Source organism: Neisseria perflava, from assembly GCF_024170405.1.
Taxonomy (GTDB): domain Bacteria; phylum Pseudomonadota; class Gammaproteobacteria; order Burkholderiales; family Neisseriaceae; genus Neisseria; species Neisseria perflava_B.
The window spans coordinates 14,429-32,223 of sequence record NZ_JALJYC010000007.1 but is presented as its reverse complement, the minus strand read 5'-3'; the positions used below and the strand labels follow the sequence as shown (position 1 = coordinate 32,223).

At 54.5% G+C, this 17,795-nt stretch carries 16 protein-coding genes and 1 pseudogene; 6 read left to right on the top strand and 11 right to left on the bottom strand.

Annotated features, from left to right (window positions below):
* Positions 1-100: 100 nt before the first annotated feature.
* From J2T37_RS03845 to hscA, 8 genes are all read right to left on the bottom strand, one after another.
* A complete protein-coding gene (locus J2T37_RS03845) occupies positions 101-850 on the bottom strand; it encodes an amino acid ABC transporter ATP-binding protein (protein ID WP_253353871.1) in 750 nt (249 codons plus the stop codon).
* A 9-nt stretch (positions 851-859) separates the two neighbouring features.
* Positions 860-1,576, bottom strand: a complete 717-nt coding sequence (locus J2T37_RS03840) for an amino acid ABC transporter permease (protein ID WP_253353870.1) — start codon at positions 1,574-1,576, stop codon at positions 860-862.
* Positions 1,566-2,399, bottom strand: coding sequence for a transporter substrate-binding domain-containing protein (locus tag J2T37_RS03835; protein ID WP_253353869.1), 834 nt, complete (start codon positions 2,397-2,399; stop codon positions 1,566-1,568). The genes J2T37_RS03840 and J2T37_RS03835 overlap by 11 nt, the downstream gene beginning before the upstream one ends.
* A 218-nt stretch (positions 2,400-2,617) precedes the next feature.
* Positions 2,618-3,454, bottom strand: coding sequence for a pantoate--beta-alanine ligase (gene panC, locus J2T37_RS03830; protein WP_253353868.1), 837 nt, complete (start codon positions 3,452-3,454; stop codon positions 2,618-2,620).
* Positions 3,455-3,577: 123 nt separating this feature from the next.
* A complete protein-coding gene (gene iscX, locus J2T37_RS03825) occupies positions 3,578-3,775 on the bottom strand; it encodes a Fe-S cluster assembly protein IscX (protein WP_253353867.1) in 198 nt (65 codons plus the stop codon).
* 66 nt (positions 3,776-3,841) lie between these two features.
* Positions 3,842-4,183: an ISC system 2Fe-2S type ferredoxin gene (gene fdx / locus J2T37_RS03820; RefSeq protein WP_253353866.1), complete on the bottom strand. Its 342-nt coding sequence runs from the start codon at positions 4,181-4,183 to the stop codon at positions 3,842-3,844.
* Positions 4,184-4,320: 137 nt separating this feature from the next.
* Positions 4,321-4,734: a tetratricopeptide repeat protein gene (locus tag J2T37_RS03815; protein ID WP_253353865.1), complete on the bottom strand. Its 414-nt coding sequence runs from the start codon at positions 4,732-4,734 to the stop codon at positions 4,321-4,323.
* Between the two features lie 122 nt (positions 4,735-4,856).
* Positions 4,857-6,719: a Fe-S protein assembly chaperone HscA gene (hscA, locus tag J2T37_RS03810; RefSeq protein ID WP_253353864.1), complete on the bottom strand. Its 1,863-nt coding sequence runs from the start codon at positions 6,717-6,719 to the stop codon at positions 4,857-4,859.
* A 221-nt stretch (positions 6,720-6,940) separates the two neighbouring features.
* Between hscA and hpnD the strand changes: the two genes are divergently transcribed.
* From hpnD to J2T37_RS03795, 3 genes are all read left to right on the top strand, one after another.
* Entirely contained in the window at positions 6,941-7,789 is an 849-nt protein-coding gene (hpnD, locus tag J2T37_RS03805; protein WP_253353863.1) for a presqualene diphosphate synthase HpnD, read from the top strand.
* Positions 7,790-7,954: 165 nt separating this feature from the next.
* A complete protein-coding gene (gene hpnE / locus J2T37_RS03800; RefSeq protein ID WP_253353862.1) occupies positions 7,955-9,268 on the top strand; it encodes a hydroxysqualene dehydroxylase HpnE in 1,314 nt (437 codons plus the stop codon).
* Between the two features lie 113 nt (positions 9,269-9,381).
* Complete coding sequence (locus J2T37_RS03795; RefSeq protein WP_253353861.1) at positions 9,382-10,101, top strand: SDR family oxidoreductase; 720 nt, start codon at positions 9,382-9,384, stop codon at positions 10,099-10,101.
* A 31-nt stretch (positions 10,102-10,132) separates the two neighbouring features.
* Here the strand turns inward: J2T37_RS03795 and J2T37_RS03790 are convergent, their stop codons facing one another.
* Together J2T37_RS03790 and J2T37_RS03785 are read right to left on the bottom strand one after the other, a co-directional pair.
* Positions 10,133-11,155 (bottom strand): DNA cytosine methyltransferase, encoded by a 1,023-nt coding sequence (locus J2T37_RS03790; protein WP_253353860.1) that lies wholly within the window; start codon positions 11,153-11,155, stop codon positions 10,133-10,135.
* Positions 11,155-12,051, bottom strand: coding sequence for a type II restriction endonuclease (locus J2T37_RS03785; protein ID WP_253353859.1), 897 nt, complete (start codon positions 12,049-12,051; stop codon positions 11,155-11,157). The genes J2T37_RS03790 and J2T37_RS03785 overlap by 1 nt, the downstream gene beginning before the upstream one ends.
* A 219-nt stretch (positions 12,052-12,270) precedes the next feature.
* Here J2T37_RS03785 and cysD point away from each other — a divergent pair, with 219 nt between their 5' ends.
* The 3 genes and pseudogenes from cysD to J2T37_RS03770 all read left to right on the top strand — a co-directional run bounded on the left by cysD (position 12,271) and on the right by J2T37_RS03770 (position 14,977).
* A complete protein-coding gene (gene cysD, locus J2T37_RS03780; protein ID WP_253353858.1) occupies positions 12,271-13,185 on the top strand; it encodes a sulfate adenylyltransferase subunit CysD in 915 nt (304 codons plus the stop codon).
* A gap of 183 nt (positions 13,186-13,368) precedes the next feature.
* A pseudogene (locus tag J2T37_RS03775) lies at positions 13,369-13,941 on the top strand (RBBP9/YdeN family alpha/beta hydrolase).
* A 130-nt stretch (positions 13,942-14,071) separates the two neighbouring features.
* Positions 14,072-14,977, top strand: a complete 906-nt coding sequence (locus J2T37_RS03770) for a LysR family transcriptional regulator (RefSeq protein WP_253353857.1) — start codon at positions 14,072-14,074, stop codon at positions 14,975-14,977.
* Positions 14,978-15,071: 94 nt separating this feature from the next.
* Here the strand turns inward: J2T37_RS03770 and J2T37_RS03765 are convergent, their stop codons facing one another.
* Entirely contained in the window at positions 15,072-17,528 is a 2,457-nt protein-coding gene (locus tag J2T37_RS03765) for a heavy metal translocating P-type ATPase (protein ID WP_253353856.1), read from the bottom strand.
* Positions 17,529-17,795 lie beyond the last annotated feature (267 nt).

The window sequence follows — 17,795 nt, the reverse complement described above, 5'->3', positions numbered from 1 at the left end:
TGAATAAGCTTTATATACAATTATGTTGCATAATAACTAATCCATACAAAAGGCCGTCTGAAAAATAAACAGATTAGTTTATTTTTCAGACAGCCTATCGTTACTTCGCCCGAATCTGTTGCAAGAAGCGTTTGGTGCGCTCGTGTTGCGGATTGTCAAACAAGACTTGCGGTGCGCCCTGTTCGACAATCACACCGCCGTCCATCACCACCACCATATCTGCCACTTCCATGGCAAATTTAATCTCGTGGGTCACGACAATCATCGTCCAGCCGTCTTGCGCCAAGCCTTTCATGGTGTCCAATACATCCTGAACCAACTCGGGGTCGAGCGCGGAAGTCGGTTCATCGAACAACAACAATTCAGGCTGAATCGCCAAGGCGCGGGCAATGCCGACACGTTGCTGCTGGCCGCCGGAAAGCTGGAAGGGATACAAATCGGCCTTATCGCCCAAACCGACTTTTTCCAGCAATGCCTGCGCCTGCGCCTTGGCCTCGGCCACCGGCTTACCCTGAACCGCCACCGACCCTTCCATCACGTTTTCCAACGCGGTTTTATGCGGAAACAGGTTGTATTGCTGAAACACCATGCCGGATTTGCGGCGCAGCGCGAGAATATCAGCCTTGCCCGGTTTTTTAGCAAAATCAATTTTTAAATGTTTAGCGCCATCAAATTCGATTTGCCCCTGTTCCGGCATTTCCAAAGCGTTCAAACAACGCAGAAATGTAGTTTTACCCGAGCCGGACGGCCCCAAAATCACTACCACCTGGCCTTTGTTCACATCCAAATCAATGCCGCGCAAAATGGTATTGTTGCCGAAGGTTTTGTGGATATTGCGGATTTTAATCATGCTTTCTCCTTACTTGGCCACATAACGGTCGAAGCGTTGTTCTAATTTCGCCTGCGCATAAAACAATACCCAGCAGAAACACCAATACACCAAACCGGCCTCGATATATACCGGCAGAAAATCATAGGCTCGGTTGGCCACTTCCATCGCCACGCGGAAAAGCTCGGTCACCGTTACCACCGATGCCAGCGAGGTATTTTTAAACAGGCCGATAAACTCGTTGCTCAGAGGCGGCACGGATACGCGAAATGCCTGCGGCGCGATAATGCGGCGGAAAGTCTGCATATAAGTCATGCCGATGGAAAAACCGGCCTCCCACTGCCCTTTCGGTACGGACAAAATTGCTGCGCGTATGGTTTCCGACGCATAGGCGCCGACATTGAGCGAAAAGCCGATAATGGCGGCGGGAATCGGGTCGATATAAATCCCAACCGCAGGCAGACCGTAAAACACGATGGAAATCTGCACCAGCATGGGCGTGCCGCGAATGGCGGAAATATACACTTTCGCCACCAAAGACAGGATTTTGTGCAGCCAACCGCCCGACGGCATCACGCGGATGACCGCCACCGCCACGGCAATAATCATGCCGATGACAAAAGAAGCCACCGCCAGCGGCACCGATACCAAAAATCCGGCCTTCACCATCGGCCAAAACGCGCTGATGACCAACTCAGCGCGGGTATCGGTCATGAACGGCAAGGATGCCAGAAAATTACTGAACACTGATGTCTTTCCCGAAGAATTGTTCGCCCAATTTTTTCAGCGTACCGTCGGCTTTCAATTCATTAATCGCCGCGCTGAATTTTGCCACCGCCTCATCATTGCCTTTATTCACAATCAGGCCGGAACCGACTTTTTCTTCAGACGGCGCATACCATACGATTTTCACGCCGGCATTCGGATTTTTTTTCAGATAATCCAATACTGCCAATTCGTCGTTGAGCGTCACATCGGCGCGTTTTTGCTCAATCACGGTCAACGATTGCGCCAAACCGTCCACCGGCACGATTTCGGCTTTTGCTTCTTTGGCTTTTTCGCCGTAGTTGCTGGTTAACGACTGCGCCGCTTTCACACCGGCGATGTCTTTAATGTCTTTGATGTTGCTGTCGTTACGCGCCACCAATACCGCGCCGCTCCAGCTATACGGCTCGGATTTGTCGAATGTCGCTTTACGCTCCGGGCTGGTCAGGCCGACTTGGTTGGCCACCACATCAAAACGGCCGGCTTTCAAACCTGCCATCATCGAATCCCATTGGGTTTCTTTGAAATCAACCTTAATGCCCAATTTGTCAGCCACGGCGCGGGTCACTTCTACATCGTAGCCGGTCAGTTTGCCTGATTGGTCGTGATAGGTAAACGGCGCGTAAGTACCTTCCGTGCCGACGGTAATCGTACCTTTATTGTTGATGCGTTCAATCAGGGAGCCGGTTGCAGACTGCTCTGCCGGCGCGGAAGCCGCATTGTGCTCAGCCGAACCGCCTTCGTTGCCGCCGCAAGCGGCCAATACCAATGCGGCCACGCCGCCCAATACGAATTTTTTCAACATAAGAAACTTCCTGACTTTTAGGGTAGGTATAAGAGCCGCATTCTAAAGGATATGCGGCGCAAACACAAAGAATGCTTGCTTCTATGCTTGATTCAAAAAAGTATAAAAGGCCGTCTGAACGCGGCGGATGCGTTCAGACGGCCTTATCCTTGATTTATTTGGGAAACGGCTATCCGCGCCTGAAATCAAAGGCGCTATTTGCCATGATTTTAAACCCGTTAAGCCAGCGAAATTTCCAGATTGTCAATCAGGCGGGTAGTGCCCAAACGGGCGGCAGCCAACACCACCAGTGCCTTATCGCCGGCACGCGCCACCGCCAAATCTTCAGCGTGGCGGATTTCGACATAATCCACCTGCCAACCGGCGGCGGTTAGGTTGGCAACGGCGCGTTGCTCCAAGCCCGCATAATCCAAATTTCCGCTTTTTACCGCCTCGGCCACCGCCTGCAATTCGCGGTACAGGTGCGGCGCTTCGGCGCGTTCGGCTTCGCTCAAATATTGGTTGCGGCTCGACAAGGCCAAACCGTCGGCTGCGCGGCCGGTATTGACCGGCACGATTTCGATGTTGAAGTTCAAATCTTCCACGAAACCCTTGATAATCGCTAGCTGCTGATAATCTTTTTTACCGAAACAGGCCACGTCCGGCTGCACGATATTAAACAATTTCGTTACCACCGTAGCCACGCCGCGAAAATGTCCCGGGCGAAATTTGCCGCACAATTCGTTTTGCAAATGCGGCGGCTCGACGTTGAAACGCTGCTCGACATGCGGATACAGCTCTTTTTCGTCCGGCGCAAACACCGCGGCCACGCCTTCGGCCGCCAGCTTGTCTGCGTCCTGTTGCAAAGTGCGCGGATATTGGTCGAAATCCTCGCCCTGCCCGAATTGCAGGCGGTTGACAAAAATGCTGACCACAACATTATCAGCGCGTTTTTTCGCCTCGCGCACCAAAGCCAGATGGCCTTCGTGCAGATTGCCCATGGTCGGCACAAACGCCACTCTACCCGCCGTTTTGCGCCACTCGCGTAATTCTCTAATGGTATGAATGATTTGCATGATTGGTAATCCTATAAAAATTTCAGACGGCCTCAATATGCGTTGAGATAAGGCCGTCTGAACATATTAACAAACCGGATTATACGCCTGCTTGGGGCAACGGCAAAATGCCGCCGACGCTTGTTACTCCGTCTCTTCAATCCAAGCCTGCTGCACCGCTTCGAGAATGCGCTCGCCGCAGCGGGCGGGGTCGTCGTCAAAATCGGGCAAGGCCATAATCAAATCGCGCAAATGGGTAAAGCGCACGGTTTTCGGGTCGATGTCGTCGCCGTGCAAATCATATAATTCTTCGGCGATGCGTTGGGTATCTGTCCATTTCATATTGTGTTCCTTTGTGTTGTTTTAGGCGGTTGAGGCCGTCTGAAAAATTCAGACGGCCTTTTATCTTTAACCGTGTTCGCGCGCGTGGTTGATGGTGTATTTCGGAATTTCCACCACCAAATCTTCATCGGCAACAACAGCCTGACAGCTCAGACGCGATTCGGGTTCCAAGCCCCAAGCCTGATCGAGCAAGTCTTCTTCCAATTCGGTAGGTTCTTCCATGCTGTCGAAACCCTTGCGGATAACCACGTGGCAGGTGGTGCAGGCGCAGGATTTTTCGCAGGCGTGATCCACTTCGATGTCGTGGTCGAGCAAAACGTCCAAAACGGTTTCGCCTTGCGGCGCGTTTTCGATGACCGCACCTTGCGGGCACAGGGTTTCGTGGGGCAATACGGTGATTTTCGGCATGTGTGTTCTCTTTGCGAATAAAGTTGTTTATAAAGTTTTTTTGTTTTCAGACGGCCTGATGAAGTTTTAAGGCCGTCTGAAATGAAACAGCATAGATACGCCAAGGTATATCTATGCTTGGGTGTTTACTGCGCGGTTTACGCGGCGACAAAACGTAAATATTTTTCGTCCTCGCCTTCCCACAATTCCTCATCGCCCAATTCATAAGCGGTTTGCAAGGCTTCCAGCGCGGCGGCGGCTTCACCCAATTCAAAGCGGCTTTGCCCCAAGCGCAGATAGATAAACGGATTATCCACTGCATGGATACTGGCTAAAGCAGTAGTCAAATCTTTTACGGCAGCCCGGTATTTGCCGTTTAAAAAATGGGCGTCCGCCATCGCCACCAAAATCCATGTGGCCGCTTCCCATTGTTCTTTCGGCTCGGGCAGCAGCTTCCATGCGGCTTTGTATCGCGTTAAAGCTTCATTAAACTGACCTTCATCAGCCAATTCATCGCCTTGTTCGCACAATACGTTGATTTGCTGGTATAAATCTTGACTTAAGGATTGCATAAAGGCTTTCTGTTTTCAGACGGCATATTGCTTAGCCGTAGGGTGGGTTTTAACCCACCACCATAACACGGCTATTCAGGCTGTTTTAGGCTGATGGCGGGTCAAGACCCACCCTACTAAATTCAAATACTGTCCACACTCTGCCCCATCAGCGCGCGCTGGATATTGCGGTTCATGCGTTTGGCGGCGAAAGGGTCGGTAGAATGGCTGAGGGCGGTGGTGGCTGCGCGGACGGTTTCGGCGCTGCCGCTGTCCATCTGCGTTTTCAAAGCGGTAATATCGGTGCGGATGGCGGCGGCTTCGTCGTCGGTGAGCAAATCACCGTCCAAATCCAAGGCCGCTTCCACGGCGGCCACCAGGCTTTCGGCCTCTACCACCGCTTCGGCGCGGGCGCGGGCGGCCATGTCTTCGGCGGCATTGCTCATGCTGTCTTTAAGCATTTGCGTGATAGTGTCGTCGTCCAAGCCGTAAGACGGTTTGACTTCGATTTGCGCCTGCACGCCGGTAGACTGCTCTTGCGCCGACACCGACAACAAACCGTCGGCATCCACTTGGAAGGTCACACGGATACGCGCCGCGCCCGCCACCATCGGCGGAATACCGCGCAGGGTAAATTTCGCCAAGCTGCGGCAATTGGACACCAGCTCGCGCTCGCCCTGCACCACATGAATGGTCATCGCAGTCTGGCCATCTTTAAAAGTGGTAAAGTCTTGCGCACGCGCGGTCGGCAGGGTGGAATTACGCGGAATGATTTTTTCCGCCAAGCCGCCGTAGGTTTCCAAGCCCAGCGACAGCGGCGTAACATCCAGCAGCAGCCAATCGTCGTCGGCTTTGTTGCCCGCCAATACATTGGCCTGAATCGCTGCGCCGAGCGCGACGACTTCGTCGGGATTAAGGTTGTTTAGCGGCGTTTGCCCGAAAAACGAACCCACCGCCTGCTGCACATGCAGCATACGGGTCGAGCCGCCGACCATAATCACGCCTTTAATCTCGCCTTTGGTCACGCCCGCGTCTTTCAGCGCCTGCTTCACCGGCTCAATGGTTTTTTGCACCAAATGCCAAGTCAGATTATGAAACTCTTGACGCGTGATGTCGGTTTGAATCGCGCGGCCGTCTGAAAGCGTGGCGTGAACAGTAGCGCGTTCCGCCGCCGTCAGCGCTTCTTTGGCGGCGCGGGTTTGCGCCAGCAATAATTGGCTGTCCTGCTCGTTGAGCTGCGACAGGCCGTTTTGCTCCAGCAGCCAGCAAAACAGGCGGTGGTCAAAATCGTCGCCGCCCAAAGCGCTGTTGCCGCCGGTGGCTTTGACTTGGAACAGCCCGCGAGTCAGCTGCAACACGGATACGTCAAACGTACCGCCGCCCAAATCGTACACCACAAACGTGCCTTCCGAGCCGTTGTCCAAGCCGTAGGCAATCGCCGCCGCAGTCGGCTCGTTTAAGAGGCGCAATACGTTCAAGCCGGCCAGACGCGCCGCGTCTTTGGTGGCTTGGCGCTGCGCGTCATCAAAATAAGCGGGTACAGTAATCACCGCACCGGTCAGCGCACCGCCCAAGCTCTCTTCGGCACGCGCTTTCAAGGTTTTCAACACTTCCGCCGACACTTCAATCGGCGTTTTCACGCCTTGGCGCGTGTTCAGCTCAATCACGCGCCCGTTATCGCCGAAACGGTAGGGCAGATAATGGCTGTCTTGCTGCAAATCAGACAAAGTCCGCCCAATCAAGCGCTTGGCCGAACTGATGGTGTTAATCGGGTCGGCTTTCTGCGCTTTCAACGCGGCATAGCCGACTTCCACCGCCCCGTCCGGCGCATAGCGCACTACCGAGGGCAGCGTTTTACGCCCCGCTTCATCGGGCAGACAGACTGCGCTGCCGCTTTTGACTGTCGCCACCAGACTGTTGGTCGTACCCAAATCAATGCCGACGGCAAGGCGGTGTTGGTGCGGCGCGGCGGACATGCCGGGTTCGGAAATTTGCAAAAGTGCCATGATTGTGTGCCTTTTGGTTTGATTTTATTCGTTGGCCGCTATTCTAACAGATTTCATGCGGATAGTTGAGTGGATTAGTAGGAAATAATAGCCAATCTCAATCGGCCGTTTTCAGACGGCCTTTGAGCGCCGCAAATGCCGTCTGAAAATCCGTTAATATTTGTTATCCGCCGCATTTGCCGTTACAATCCGCAGATAAAAACCATCTTTCAGGAACCGCCGTGCAAGCCCTAGACTACTGCCGCCAAAAAGCCATAGAGAGCCATTCCAGTTTCCTCTCCGGCTTCCGCTTTCTGCCCGAGAAGCAGCGCGATGCAGTCACGGTGTTGTATGCCTACTGCCGCGAGTTGGACGACATTGTCGATGACTGCTCCGACCCGCATGTGGCGCAAACCACGCTCAACTGGTGGCGCGGCGATTTGGCCAAAGTGTTTAACGGTGAAACGCCGGAACATCCCGTGCAACAGGCCTTAAAAACCATTGCACCGCAGTTCGGCCTGCCCAAAAGCGAACTAGAAGAGCTGATAGACGGTATGCAGATGGACTTGCAGCAGGCGCGTTACCAGCGTTTTGATGATTTAAAATTGTATTGCCGCCGCGTGGCCGGTGCGGTCGGCTGCCTGATTGCGCGGATTTTGGGTTTTAGCAACCCGCAAACGCTGGATTATGCCGACAAAATGGGCTTGGCGCTACAACTGACCAACATCATCCGCGATGTCGGCGAAGACGCGCGCAACGGGCGCATTTACCTGCCGCTAGAAGATTTACAGCAGTTTGACGTGCCGGCCGCCACCATTTTGCGCTACACGCCCACGCCGGAATTTGCCGCGCTGATGGCCTTCCAAATCCAACGCGCCCGTGAAACCTACCGCGAAGCCGTCGCCCTCCTGCCCGCTGCCGACAAAAAAGCGCAGAAAGTCGGGCTGGTGATAGCGGCAATTTATTACGCCCTCTTAAACGAAATCGAGCGCGACGGTGCACAAAACGTGTTGCGCTACAAAATCGCCATTCCTTCGCCGCGCAAAAAACGCATTGCGCTGAAAACATGGCTGTTCGGGTTTAAGCCGTAAAAAGTTGCATAGTATAAGCACCGTTATCCCGCGTAGGTTGGGATAAAATCCCAACGAAAACCTAGGCAATGTTGGGTTTACAACCCAAGTTACCCATTTGCATACCCTAGCCTGCTATATCAAACCCAACAGGCCGTCTGAAAAACATTGAAAGCCGATAATAAAATGAACACCCACTCCCCCCGCCCCAAAATCGCCGTGATTGGCGCAGGCTGGGCCGGTCTTTCCGCCGCCGTGCAGCTGGTGCGCCGCGCCGATGTCACCCTGTTTGAAGCGGGGCGGCAGGCGGGCGGGCGCGCGCGCACCTTCGGCGGCAGCGGCCACGGTTTCAGCTTTCTCGACAACGGCCAGCATATCTGTATCGGCGCGTACCACGGCGTGTTGTCGCTGCTCTCGCATATCGGTGTCAACGAACAAGACGCTTTTTTGCGCCTGCCGCTGCAATGGTATCTGCACGACGGCCTGCAATTTCAGACGGCCTCCCTGCCTTCGCCGTGGCACATCGCCGCCGGTTTGCTGCGTGCCAAAAACCTCTCCGGCGCACTCAAATTCAAGCTCCTGCACGATATGGCCGCGCTGCAACGCCGTCATCAAAAACACCGCCCCGACATCGCCGTCGGAAAATGGTTGCAACAGCGCAGCGTGCCGCGCAAACTCGCCCTGGAATTTTGGCAGCCGCTGGTGTGGGGCGCGCTCAACACCCCGCTGGAAGCCGCCAGCCTGAACACCTTGTGCAACGTGTTGCAAGACGGCGTGTGGGCAGACAAGGCAGGCAGCGATTATCTGATTCCCAAACAGGATTTGGGCAAAATCGCCGCCGAACCTGCGCTGCAATTTTTGGCGCGGCACGGCGCAAGCATCCATATGGAAACGCGCGTGCCGCAGCTTATCACGCTGCCCGACGGCCGCGTGCAGGCCGACGGCACCGCTTTTGACGCGGTCATTTTAGCCGTTGCCCCCTACCACGCCGCCGCGCTGCTGCCGCCCGACACCCCTGCGCAGATTCAGACGGTCTACGCCGCAATGGATTACCACGCCATTACCACCGTTTATCTGCGTTACGCCCAAGCCGTTCCCCTGCCCGCCCCCATGACCGGCTTTTCCGATGGCACGGCGCAATGGCTGATACAGCGCGGCGCACTCGGCCTGAGCGCCAACGAAATCGCCGCCGTCATCAGCCTTTCCGACCGTATCGGCACGTTAAAAAATGACGAATGGGCGGCACGGGTACACGCCGATGTGTTGCGCGTCTGCCCCGATATAGGCAGCCCCGTTGCCGCGCAGGTCATTACCGAAAAACGCGCCACCGCCGCCGCTACCGTCGGCCGCACCCCGCCCGATTCGGCCTGGCTGCACCACCGCCGTATTTACCCCATCGGCGACTACCTGCACCCGCGCTATCCCGCCACGCTGGAAGCTGCGGTACAATCGGGAATCGCGGCGGCAGATGTGTGCTTGAATGACTTAAAGGCCGTCTGAAAATTTCATGTAGGTTGGGTCTTGACCCAACAAGGTACTTTATTAAAATGTTGGGTCAAGACCCAACCTACCCCAAGCCGCCCCAACCGGCTGTTACCCCAAAGGGAAAATCCATGTCTTCACTGCAAAACAAAATCATCATGGTCACCGGCGCGTCGCAAGGCTTGGGCGAACAGGTTGCCAAAGCCTACGCCGCCGCCGGTGCTACCGTCGTCTTGGTTGCCCGCCACCAAAAACGCCTGGAAAAAGTCTATGACGCGATTGTTGCCGAAGGCTGTCCCGAACCCTTTGCCATCTGCTTCGACCTCCTGACCGCCGAAGACAAAGAGTTCGACCAATTCGCCGCCACCATCGCCGAAGCCACGCAAGGCCGCTTGGACGGCATTGTCCACTGCGCCAGCTACTTCAACGCCCTCTCGCCGCTGGATTTCCAAACCGTGGCCGACTGGGTCAAACTCTACCGCATCAACACCGTCGCCCCGATGGGACTGACCCGCGCCATGTTCCCGCTCCTGAAAGAATCGCCCGACGCCTCCGTGATTTTCGTCGGCGAAAGCCACGGCGAAACGCCGCAAGCCTACTGGGGCGGTTTCGGCGCTTCCAAAGCCGCGCTCAACTACCTGTGCAAAGTCGCTGCCGACGAGTGGGAACGCTTCCCCAACCTGCGTGCCAACGTCTTGGTGCCCGGCGCCATCAACTCGCCGCAGCGTATCAAATCCCACCCGGGCGAATCCAAAAGCGAACGCAAAGATTATGAAGATGTCTTGCCGCAGTTTGTCTGGTGGGCAAGCGAAGAGAGCAAAGGGAAAACAGGCGAGATTGTGTATTTGTAGGCATTTTTGTTATCCCTATTTCAATTACAAGCTAAAACCGCATTTCAAACTGCTTTTCTTGTCGGCTATGCGGCGAGATGATAACAGGCTTGCACTGCTCGGAAACTTTTTGATTTTTGACCGCACTTTCTGCCCGTTGCATTGCCGCCTTCATCTGACCGGCAATGGCACGGATAACGGGAACACATACCGAATTGCCGAATTGGCGGTAGGCTTGGGCATCAGAAACAGGAATTTTGTAATCCTGCGGAAAGCCTTGCAAGCGGGAGGCTTCGCGCGGCGTGATTTTTCGCGGATTTTTACCCGCCTGCTCAATCAGAATTTCGCTGCCGTCTTTGTAATAACGGGCGGAAATGGTGTTGGTGTAAGCGGATTCGGCATTGAATAAGCCGTAACCGAAGCCTTTGCCGTTCTGCTTGTTGGTTTCCTTGCGGCGTTGGTGTCCCGCCCACAATTTGTCGGAAATGGTGTACTTGTCGGCAACATCGCTTTCCAAAATATCGCCCACCCGGGTATCAATGCCCGAAGGCTCGGGAAAACAAAAATCGACGCTGTGGTCTAAAAATCCCACCAGATAAATGCGTTCGCGGTTTTGCGGTGCGCCAAAGTCCCTCGCTTTGAGCACGTCATACCAAACTTTATAGCCGGCTTGATCCAAGTGGTCGAGAATGACCTGCAAGGTTCTGCCCCGGTCGTGTCCTTTGAGCTGCTTGACGTTTTCCAGCAAAAAGGCTTGCGGACGTTTTTCCAGCAAAATCCGTTCAATATCAAAAAACAGCGTACCACGGGTATCGCTGAAGCCTTTTTTCAAGCCTGCTTGAGAGAACGGCTGGCAAGGAAAGCCCGCCAATAAAACATCGTGGTCGGGAATGTCTTTTTCATCGATTTGGGTAATGTCGCCGAACACGGGGGCTGCCCCGAAATTTGCCTGATAGGTTTGCACCGCATATTTGTCGATTTCGGAGGTAAACACGCAGTCCACACCGTCAAAGGCTTGCTCAAATCCCAAACGGATGCCGCCGATACCTGCAAATAAATCTATAATTTTCAACATTATGCGTTCCAATATTTCATTACGTTGGGAATTTCGTCCAAAAAATAATTTTCAAAATTGATAATACTGCGTTTGTTTTTCAGGTGTGGCTGCTGCTTTACGCTGTCCAATACCACCAGTACGATATTATGGTTGCCCATCTGCACCGCTTTGCTTTCGGAAATATCGTTGTCCACCGTCAATAAATAAATGCTCGGAATATTGGAACGGCTGACTTCTTCCACCACTTCCTGCCAACGCTCGCGCAGCGTGGTTTTCATCGATCCGATAATGGTTTTGTCGCGCCGTTCGTTAAAAGCTGCCATACTCGGCAAGACGGAATCGACAATCTTGCCCAGCCCCAAATCGGCAAAGGTTTTGCGCCCCACTTGGGCTTGCGAATTGAAAGGATAGCCGTAATGCTCGTAGAGAAAATAGATAATACCTTCAAACACCTTGCCCGCTCGGGAGCGGCGGGATTGGGTATTGCTTAAGCAGAGCTGATAAATATAGGGGCTGATTGCCCCTGCATAGCTGCCGAATACTTCAATCAGCCGTGCGGTAAAATCAGCTTTGGATTTCAGATTTAATTCAAACAGATGGCTGCTCAAATCGGTAATAATTTTATTCGGCGTATCAAACTGCTTACTGATTTCTTTTAAAACCACGCCGTTAAACACGGCTTCTTCCTTTAAAAATTCCTCGTAGGCAAATTCACGCAAACATAAAACCGCTTCGGAAATCTTTTGCGCTTTCAATAAGCCGTCAATTTGCTTTTGATTGTGCTCGGTGGCTTTTTTGGCAGTTTCTTTCGGACTTGAAATCAATAAATCCCGCTGGCGTTTGATAAACTCAGCAAAGACGTTTTCTTCCTGCTCCGGCAGTTTGAACAGCACTTCGATTTGGTCGGTATTCATGATTTTTCCGCAATTTTCTCTTAAAATTAGGGCGTTATTATGCGTTTTTTTACAGGCAAATTCAAGGTGGGCAATGCCGTCTGAAAACCGTTTGTTTTCAGACGGCATTTTCCTAATATAACAAAATCATCTTAACAACAAACAAACCATTCTTTCCCTTTTTCAGACGGCCTGTTTAAAGTAGCAGGCATTATCGAATCACTTGCCGAAGAGAAAAACATGTCTATCCAAAACCACCACCTCGACTGGCTGGAAGCCGAATCCATCTACATCATCCGCGAAGTCATCGCCGAAGCGAAAAATCCCGCGCTGCTGTTTTCCGGCGGCAAGGATTCGGTGGTGCTGCTGTCGCTGGCGGTCAAAGCCTTCCAAATCGAAGGCCGTCCGCTGCACCTGCCGTTTAAATTGTTGCACGTCGATACCGGCCACAACTATCCCGAAGTCATCCAATTCCGCGACGAAACCGTGGCGCGTACCGGCGTTCAGCTGGTGGTCGGCAGCATGGAAGAATCCATCCGCCGGGGCACGGTCGTCTTGCGCCGCGAAACCGATTCGCGCAATGCGGCGCAGGCGGTCACTTTGGTGGAAACCATTGAAGAACAAGGCTTTGACGCATTGATGGGTGGTGCGCGCCGCGATGAGGAAAAAGCGCGCGCAAAAGAGCGTATTTTCTCCTTCCGCGACGAATTCGGCCAATGGGATCCGAAAAACCAACGTCCGGAATTATGGTCGCTGTATAACACCCGCTTATTCCAAGGCGAAAACATGCGCGTGTTCCCAATTTCCAACTGGACCGAGCTGGACATTTGGCAATACATCGCCCGTGAAAAACTGGCGCTGCCGCCGATTTACTATACCCACAAACGCGAAGTGGTTGAGCGCAACGGCCTGTTGGTACCCGTGACCCCGCTGACCCCGAAACGCGAGGGCGATGTTTCCGAAATCCGCGACGTACGCTTCCGTACCGTCGGCGACATTTCCTGCACCTGCCCCGTGGCCAGTACCGCCGCCACGCCGGAAGACATCATCGCCGAAACCGCCGCCGCCACTATTTCCGAACGCAGTGCCACCCGTATGGACGACCGCGTTTCCGAAGCGGCGATGGAAGAGCGTAAAAAAGCGGGTTATTTCTAAAAAACATCATACAATATCGGGCATAGCGTGTGTACCATAAGTACACACGCGTTTTCCCTTATGGCAGAGGCCGTCTGAAAAAGCATTTGAATCCTGCCGATAGCGGTGCAACGGCACGGCATTGAGAGCAAAACAAATCACAGCGGGTCAACGACCTGCCGCGTTCAAACAAAGGAGGCCGAGATGAGCAAACACGTTTTTATCGTTCACGGTTTTGAAGGCAATCCGCACGGCAACTGGTTTGACTGGCTGGTCGGGTAATGCCGCGCCCATGGTGTCCAAGCCGAGGCTCTTGCTATGCCCCATCCCGAACAGCCGACCGCGCAGGCTTGGCAGTTTGCCCTTGACCGGTACATCGGCAAGCCCGATGGCGACACCTTTTTGGTCGGCCACAGCTTAGGCTGCATTACCCTGCTGCATTTTCTCAGCCGCCAACAGCCCGAAGCCGTCGGCGGTTTGGTATTGGCGGCCGGTTTTGCCGACCCGCTGCCGCCGCTGCCCAAGCTTGACGACTATATCCGCGCCTCGCAGCCCGATTTTGATGTGCTCAACGCCATCCGTATGCCCAAGCATTGTCTGGTATCCGACAACGATACCCATGTGCCGCCCGCTTTGACCTTGAGTATGGCCGAACGCCTGCACAGCCCCGTAACCCATATTCCCAAAGGCGGCCATCTGATGGCTTCAGACGGCTTTACCGCCCTGCCGCAGGCATGGGAAGCCTTGAAAACCATGTTGGACAAACCGCCCGCTTAGCCCTTATTCCTGACGCGGCAAGACAAGCCGTCACAACCCTACCCGATAAATGTCAAAGGCCGTCTGAAAACCACAACCGCAATTTGCCATCCTTCGTTTTCAGACGGCCTAACCGTTGCAAAACACCGCCATGCACACCGTCAAGACCCTTGATTTAAACCTGCTCAAAGCGCTTAACGCCTTATTGGACGAGCGCAGTGTGACCCGCGCCGCCGAAAAGCTATCCGTCTCCCAGCCCGCCATGAGCGGCATGCTGACCCGTTTGCGCGACAGTTTCGGCGATCCGCTGTTTATCCGCACCCAACACGGCATTCTGCCCACCGACCGCGCCAAAGCGCTGGCTTCGCCGGTGAAGCAGATTCTGGAGCAGGCCGATGCCCTGTTGCGCGAGCCCGAATTTCATCCTAGCGAAGCCGAGCTGAAAATCGCCATCGCCGGCACGGATTACGCCATGCGCACCGTAGCCGCGCCTTTTCTCGCCGCCCTGCGCCGACAAGCGCCCAATATTCAAGTGGCGATTACCCTCTTAAACGAGCGCACCATGTACGATGATTTAGAGCGCGGTACTTTGGATTTCGCTCTGACCACGCCCGAGCAGGCGCCCGACGGTTTGCATGTACGCTCACTATTTGACGAGCATTATGTTTGCGCCCTGCGCAGTGACCATCCCGCATTAGCCGACGGCACCCCCGATTTGGCGAAATTTTGTGCACTCGAGCATGCGCTGGTGTCGCCTACCGGCAGCGGTTTTTCCGGCATTGCCGACCGCATGCTCGCTGCCAACGGCGTCAGTCGCCGCGTCAGCCTGTCGGTACAAAGCTTTTTAATTCTGCCGGACATTTTGCGCGACAGCGATTTGTGCGCCGTCGTCCCCTACCTCCTGGTGGCCAAGCAGAGCGGCATTACCACGTTTGCACCGCCGGTTGCCATTCCCGGCTTCACCAAAGCCCTCGCCTGGCACGAGCGCACCCACCGTAATCCGGCGCACAAATGGCTGCGCGATTTGATGTTTGAAAGCTGCTGGCGGCAGGTGTAGCCGCGTTCGCTTGATAAATTATGCCTAAAGGCTCAAATAGTTAAGGCCGTCTGAAATCCTATTCCGATTTCAGACGGCCTTACGGTTTATGGCGCTAGTTTTTACGTTTCAACAATCTCAATGCATTCCCCAATACCACCAACGAGCTCAAGCTCATGCCCAGCGCGGCTATCCACGGCGTAACCAAGCCGAACACCGCCAGCGGCACGGCAATCAGGTTGTAGGCGCTGGCCCAACTTAAATTTTGCTGGATAATCCGGCGCGTGCGGCGGGCTTGGCGCACCATCAGCGGCAGCACGCGCATATCGTCGCCCAGCAACACTACATCCGCGCCGTCGCGCGCCACGTCCGCGCCGCCGGCCACGGCTGCCGAAACATCGGCCTGCACCAACACCGGCGCGTCATTAATGCCGTCGCCGACCATCAACACTTTGCGCCCCTGAGCTTGCAGGTTTTTCACATAATCCAGCTTGTCTTCGGGCGTGGCCTCGGCGCGGTAGGCATCCAAACCCAGCATGGCGGACAGATGTTCGACGGCAGCGCGGCGGTCGCCGCTCAACACATGCAGCGTCAAGCCCTGCGCTTTCAACTCGGCCACCATCGCAGCCGTGCCGTCTTTAATGTCGTCTTCCAGCAAAAAGGCCGTCTGAAAACCCTGTTGGTTGCCGAGGAACACCATGCTGCCGCTGTGTTCGATATTGAGATTTTCCGGCAGTTTGCCCGCAATTTCGGCAACAAAATCCGCGTGTCCCAATGCCCAAATCAGGCTTTCGCCGTTTAGGGTAATATTCGCGCTAACGCCGTGGCCGACGCGGTTAACGCGCTGCGCGGTCTGAATATCCGGCAAGAGGCCGTCTGAAAGCGGACAGCGTAAAATGGCTTGCGCAATCGGGTGTTCCGATTGGGCTTCCAATGCCTGCGCCACGGCCAGCGCGTCATCACGATTCAGACGGTCTAACCCGATGATTTTGCTGGCGGACAATTCACCCTTGGTAAGCGTACCCGTTTTATCGAAGACCACATCGTCAATCTGCGCCAGCGTTTCCAAGCTCTGCTTGCCGCTAATCAACACGCCGCTGCCCGCCAACATGCCGGTGGACGCGGCCAGCGCGGTCGGTGTGGCCAAGGATAAGGCGCACGGGCAGGTAATCACCAAGAGCGCCACGGTAATCCATAAGGCCGTCTGAACATCGGCATACAGCGCCCAACCGATAAACACCGGCACCGCCAGCAGCAATTCGCCCGCCACAAAACGCGAAGCGTATTTGTCGGCCAGCTCCGCCATGCGCGGCTTTTGCGCCAAAGCGCGGTCGAGCAGCTTCACAATATGCGACAGGCGCGTGCCGCTGCCGGTTTGCTCGGTGCGGATGACCAGCGGGCCGGAGGTATTGAGCGTACCGGCGGTCACTTTGTCATCGGTATGTTTGGCCACGGGCAGGCTCTCGCCGGTGAGCATGGCTTCGTTAACCTCGCTCTCGCCCGACAACACCACGCCGTCCACCGGTATCACTTCGCCCGGTTTTACCAGAATCACATCGCCGCTTTGCAGCTTCACCACCGCCGCTTCTTCCGCCGCTTCGCTGTCAGGATAAGCATTGAGCTTGTGGCAGAACGCGGGCACCAGTTTCACCAGCCGCTCCGCCGCATCGCCCGCCTTGCGCCGCGCAATCTGCTCCATAAAGCGTCCGCCCAGCAGGAAAAACAGCAGCATGGCGATGGACTCGAAATACATGCCCTGCCCCGCATTGGTCGCCAAGCTGTAAACCCCGGCGGCAAAGGTCATCACAATCGCCAGCGCAATCGGCGTATCCATACCGGCGCGGCGGTTTTTGAAATCGCGCCACGCGCCTTTGTAAAACGGAATGGCGCAGTAAAACACCACCGGCAGCACCATAATAAACGCGCCCCAGTGCAAAATACTCAGATACAGCGGCTCGATTTCGCCCTCGTCATATAAATAAGTCGGAATGGCAAACATCATGGTCTGCATCATGCACATCCCCGCCACCGCCAGCCGCACGATAAACTGTTTGCGCTCTTTTTGGTAACGCTCTTCCACTTTGTGTGCGTCATACGGCGCGGCAGTATAACCGCTGGATTGAATCCGCAGCAGAATATCCGACAGCGCCACGCGGCTGTCATCCCACACCACGCGCACGCGGTGGGTGGTGTAGTTCAAATCCACCCGCTTCACGCCTTGAAGCCGCAATAGTTGCTGCTCAATCAGCCACACGCAGGCGGCGCAGGTAATGCCGCCGAGCATCAATACCGCCTCTTTTTCCTCGCCCGCACCCGTTTCGACAAATTCGGCCTGCACTTCGGGCAAATCATATAATTTCAACTGTGCCAACACTTCATCGGGCGGCAGCGCGGCTTTTTCTGCATCGGCGGTGCGCTGTTTGTAATAATTGCCCAAACCGGCGTCAATAATGCTTTGTGCCACAGCCTGACAACCGGCGCAGCAAGTGTCGCGCGCTTCGTTTTCGTAAATCACAGGCAAATGGAGGTTTTCGGGAACGTCCAGCCCGCAGTGGAAACAGGTTTTCTTCATGATGGTACCGGCGGACATCATCCGCGTAAGTGGTTTATCTCAAATCGGCGCAGTCGCTTTATCCTCATCGGCAAGAAGTGTTTCATTCTTGCAAATAGCCGTTTTGATGCCTTATTTATTCATTTATGAATGAATTTTTCATAATAAACGGATTATTTTATTTATTTCAAAAATATGACCGCTTATCTAAAAACAAACGGTCAATATTTATACCGTTTATCTGAAAAAATATCCGATTATTTTAGTGTAAAAAGGGAACTTTTTTTA

Bases quoted from the DNA above. Each gene is read 5' to 3' on its own strand.
- fdx (WP_253353866.1), bottom strand. From the start codon at position 4,183: ATGCCGAAAATCACCGTATTGCCCCACGAAACCCTGTGCCCGCAAGGT.
- J2T37_RS03795 (WP_253353861.1), top strand. From the start codon at position 9,382: ATGTCTTCACTGCAAAACAAAATCATCATGGTCACCGGCGCGTCGCAA.
- J2T37_RS03785 (WP_253353859.1), bottom strand. From the start codon at position 12,051: ATGAATACCGACCAAATCGAAGTGCTGTTCAAACTGCCGGAGCAGGAA.
- J2T37_RS03835 (WP_253353869.1), bottom strand. From the start codon at position 2,399: ATGTTGAAAAAATTCGTATTGGGCGGCGTGGCCGCATTGGTATTGGCC.
- hscA (WP_253353864.1), bottom strand. From the start codon at position 6,719: ATGGCACTTTTGCAAATTTCCGAACCCGGCATGTCCGCCGCGCCGCAC.
- J2T37_RS03790 (WP_253353860.1), bottom strand. From the start codon at position 11,155: ATGTTGAAAATTATAGATTTATTTGCAGGTATCGGCGGCATCCGTTTG.
- hpnE (WP_253353862.1), top strand. From the start codon at position 7,955: ATGAACACCCACTCCCCCCGCCCCAAAATCGCCGTGATTGGCGCAGGC.
- panC (WP_253353868.1), bottom strand. From the start codon at position 3,454: ATGCAAATCATTCATACCATTAGAGAATTACGCGAGTGGCGCAAAACG.
- cysD (WP_253353858.1), top strand. From the start codon at position 12,271: ATGTCTATCCAAAACCACCACCTCGACTGGCTGGAAGCCGAATCCATC.
- iscX (WP_253353867.1), bottom strand. From the start codon at position 3,775: ATGAAATGGACAGATACCCAACGCATCGCCGAAGAATTATATGATTTG.
- J2T37_RS03845 (WP_253353871.1), bottom strand. From the start codon at position 850: ATGATTAAAATCCGCAATATCCACAAAACCTTCGGCAACAATACCATT.
- J2T37_RS03770 (WP_253353857.1), top strand. From the start codon at position 14,072: ATGCACACCGTCAAGACCCTTGATTTAAACCTGCTCAAAGCGCTTAAC.
- J2T37_RS03815 (WP_253353865.1), bottom strand. From the start codon at position 4,734: ATGCAATCCTTAAGTCAAGATTTATACCAGCAAATCAACGTATTGTGC.
- J2T37_RS03765 (WP_253353856.1), bottom strand. From the start codon at position 17,528: ATGAAGAAAACCTGTTTCCACTGCGGGCTGGACGTTCCCGAAAACCTC.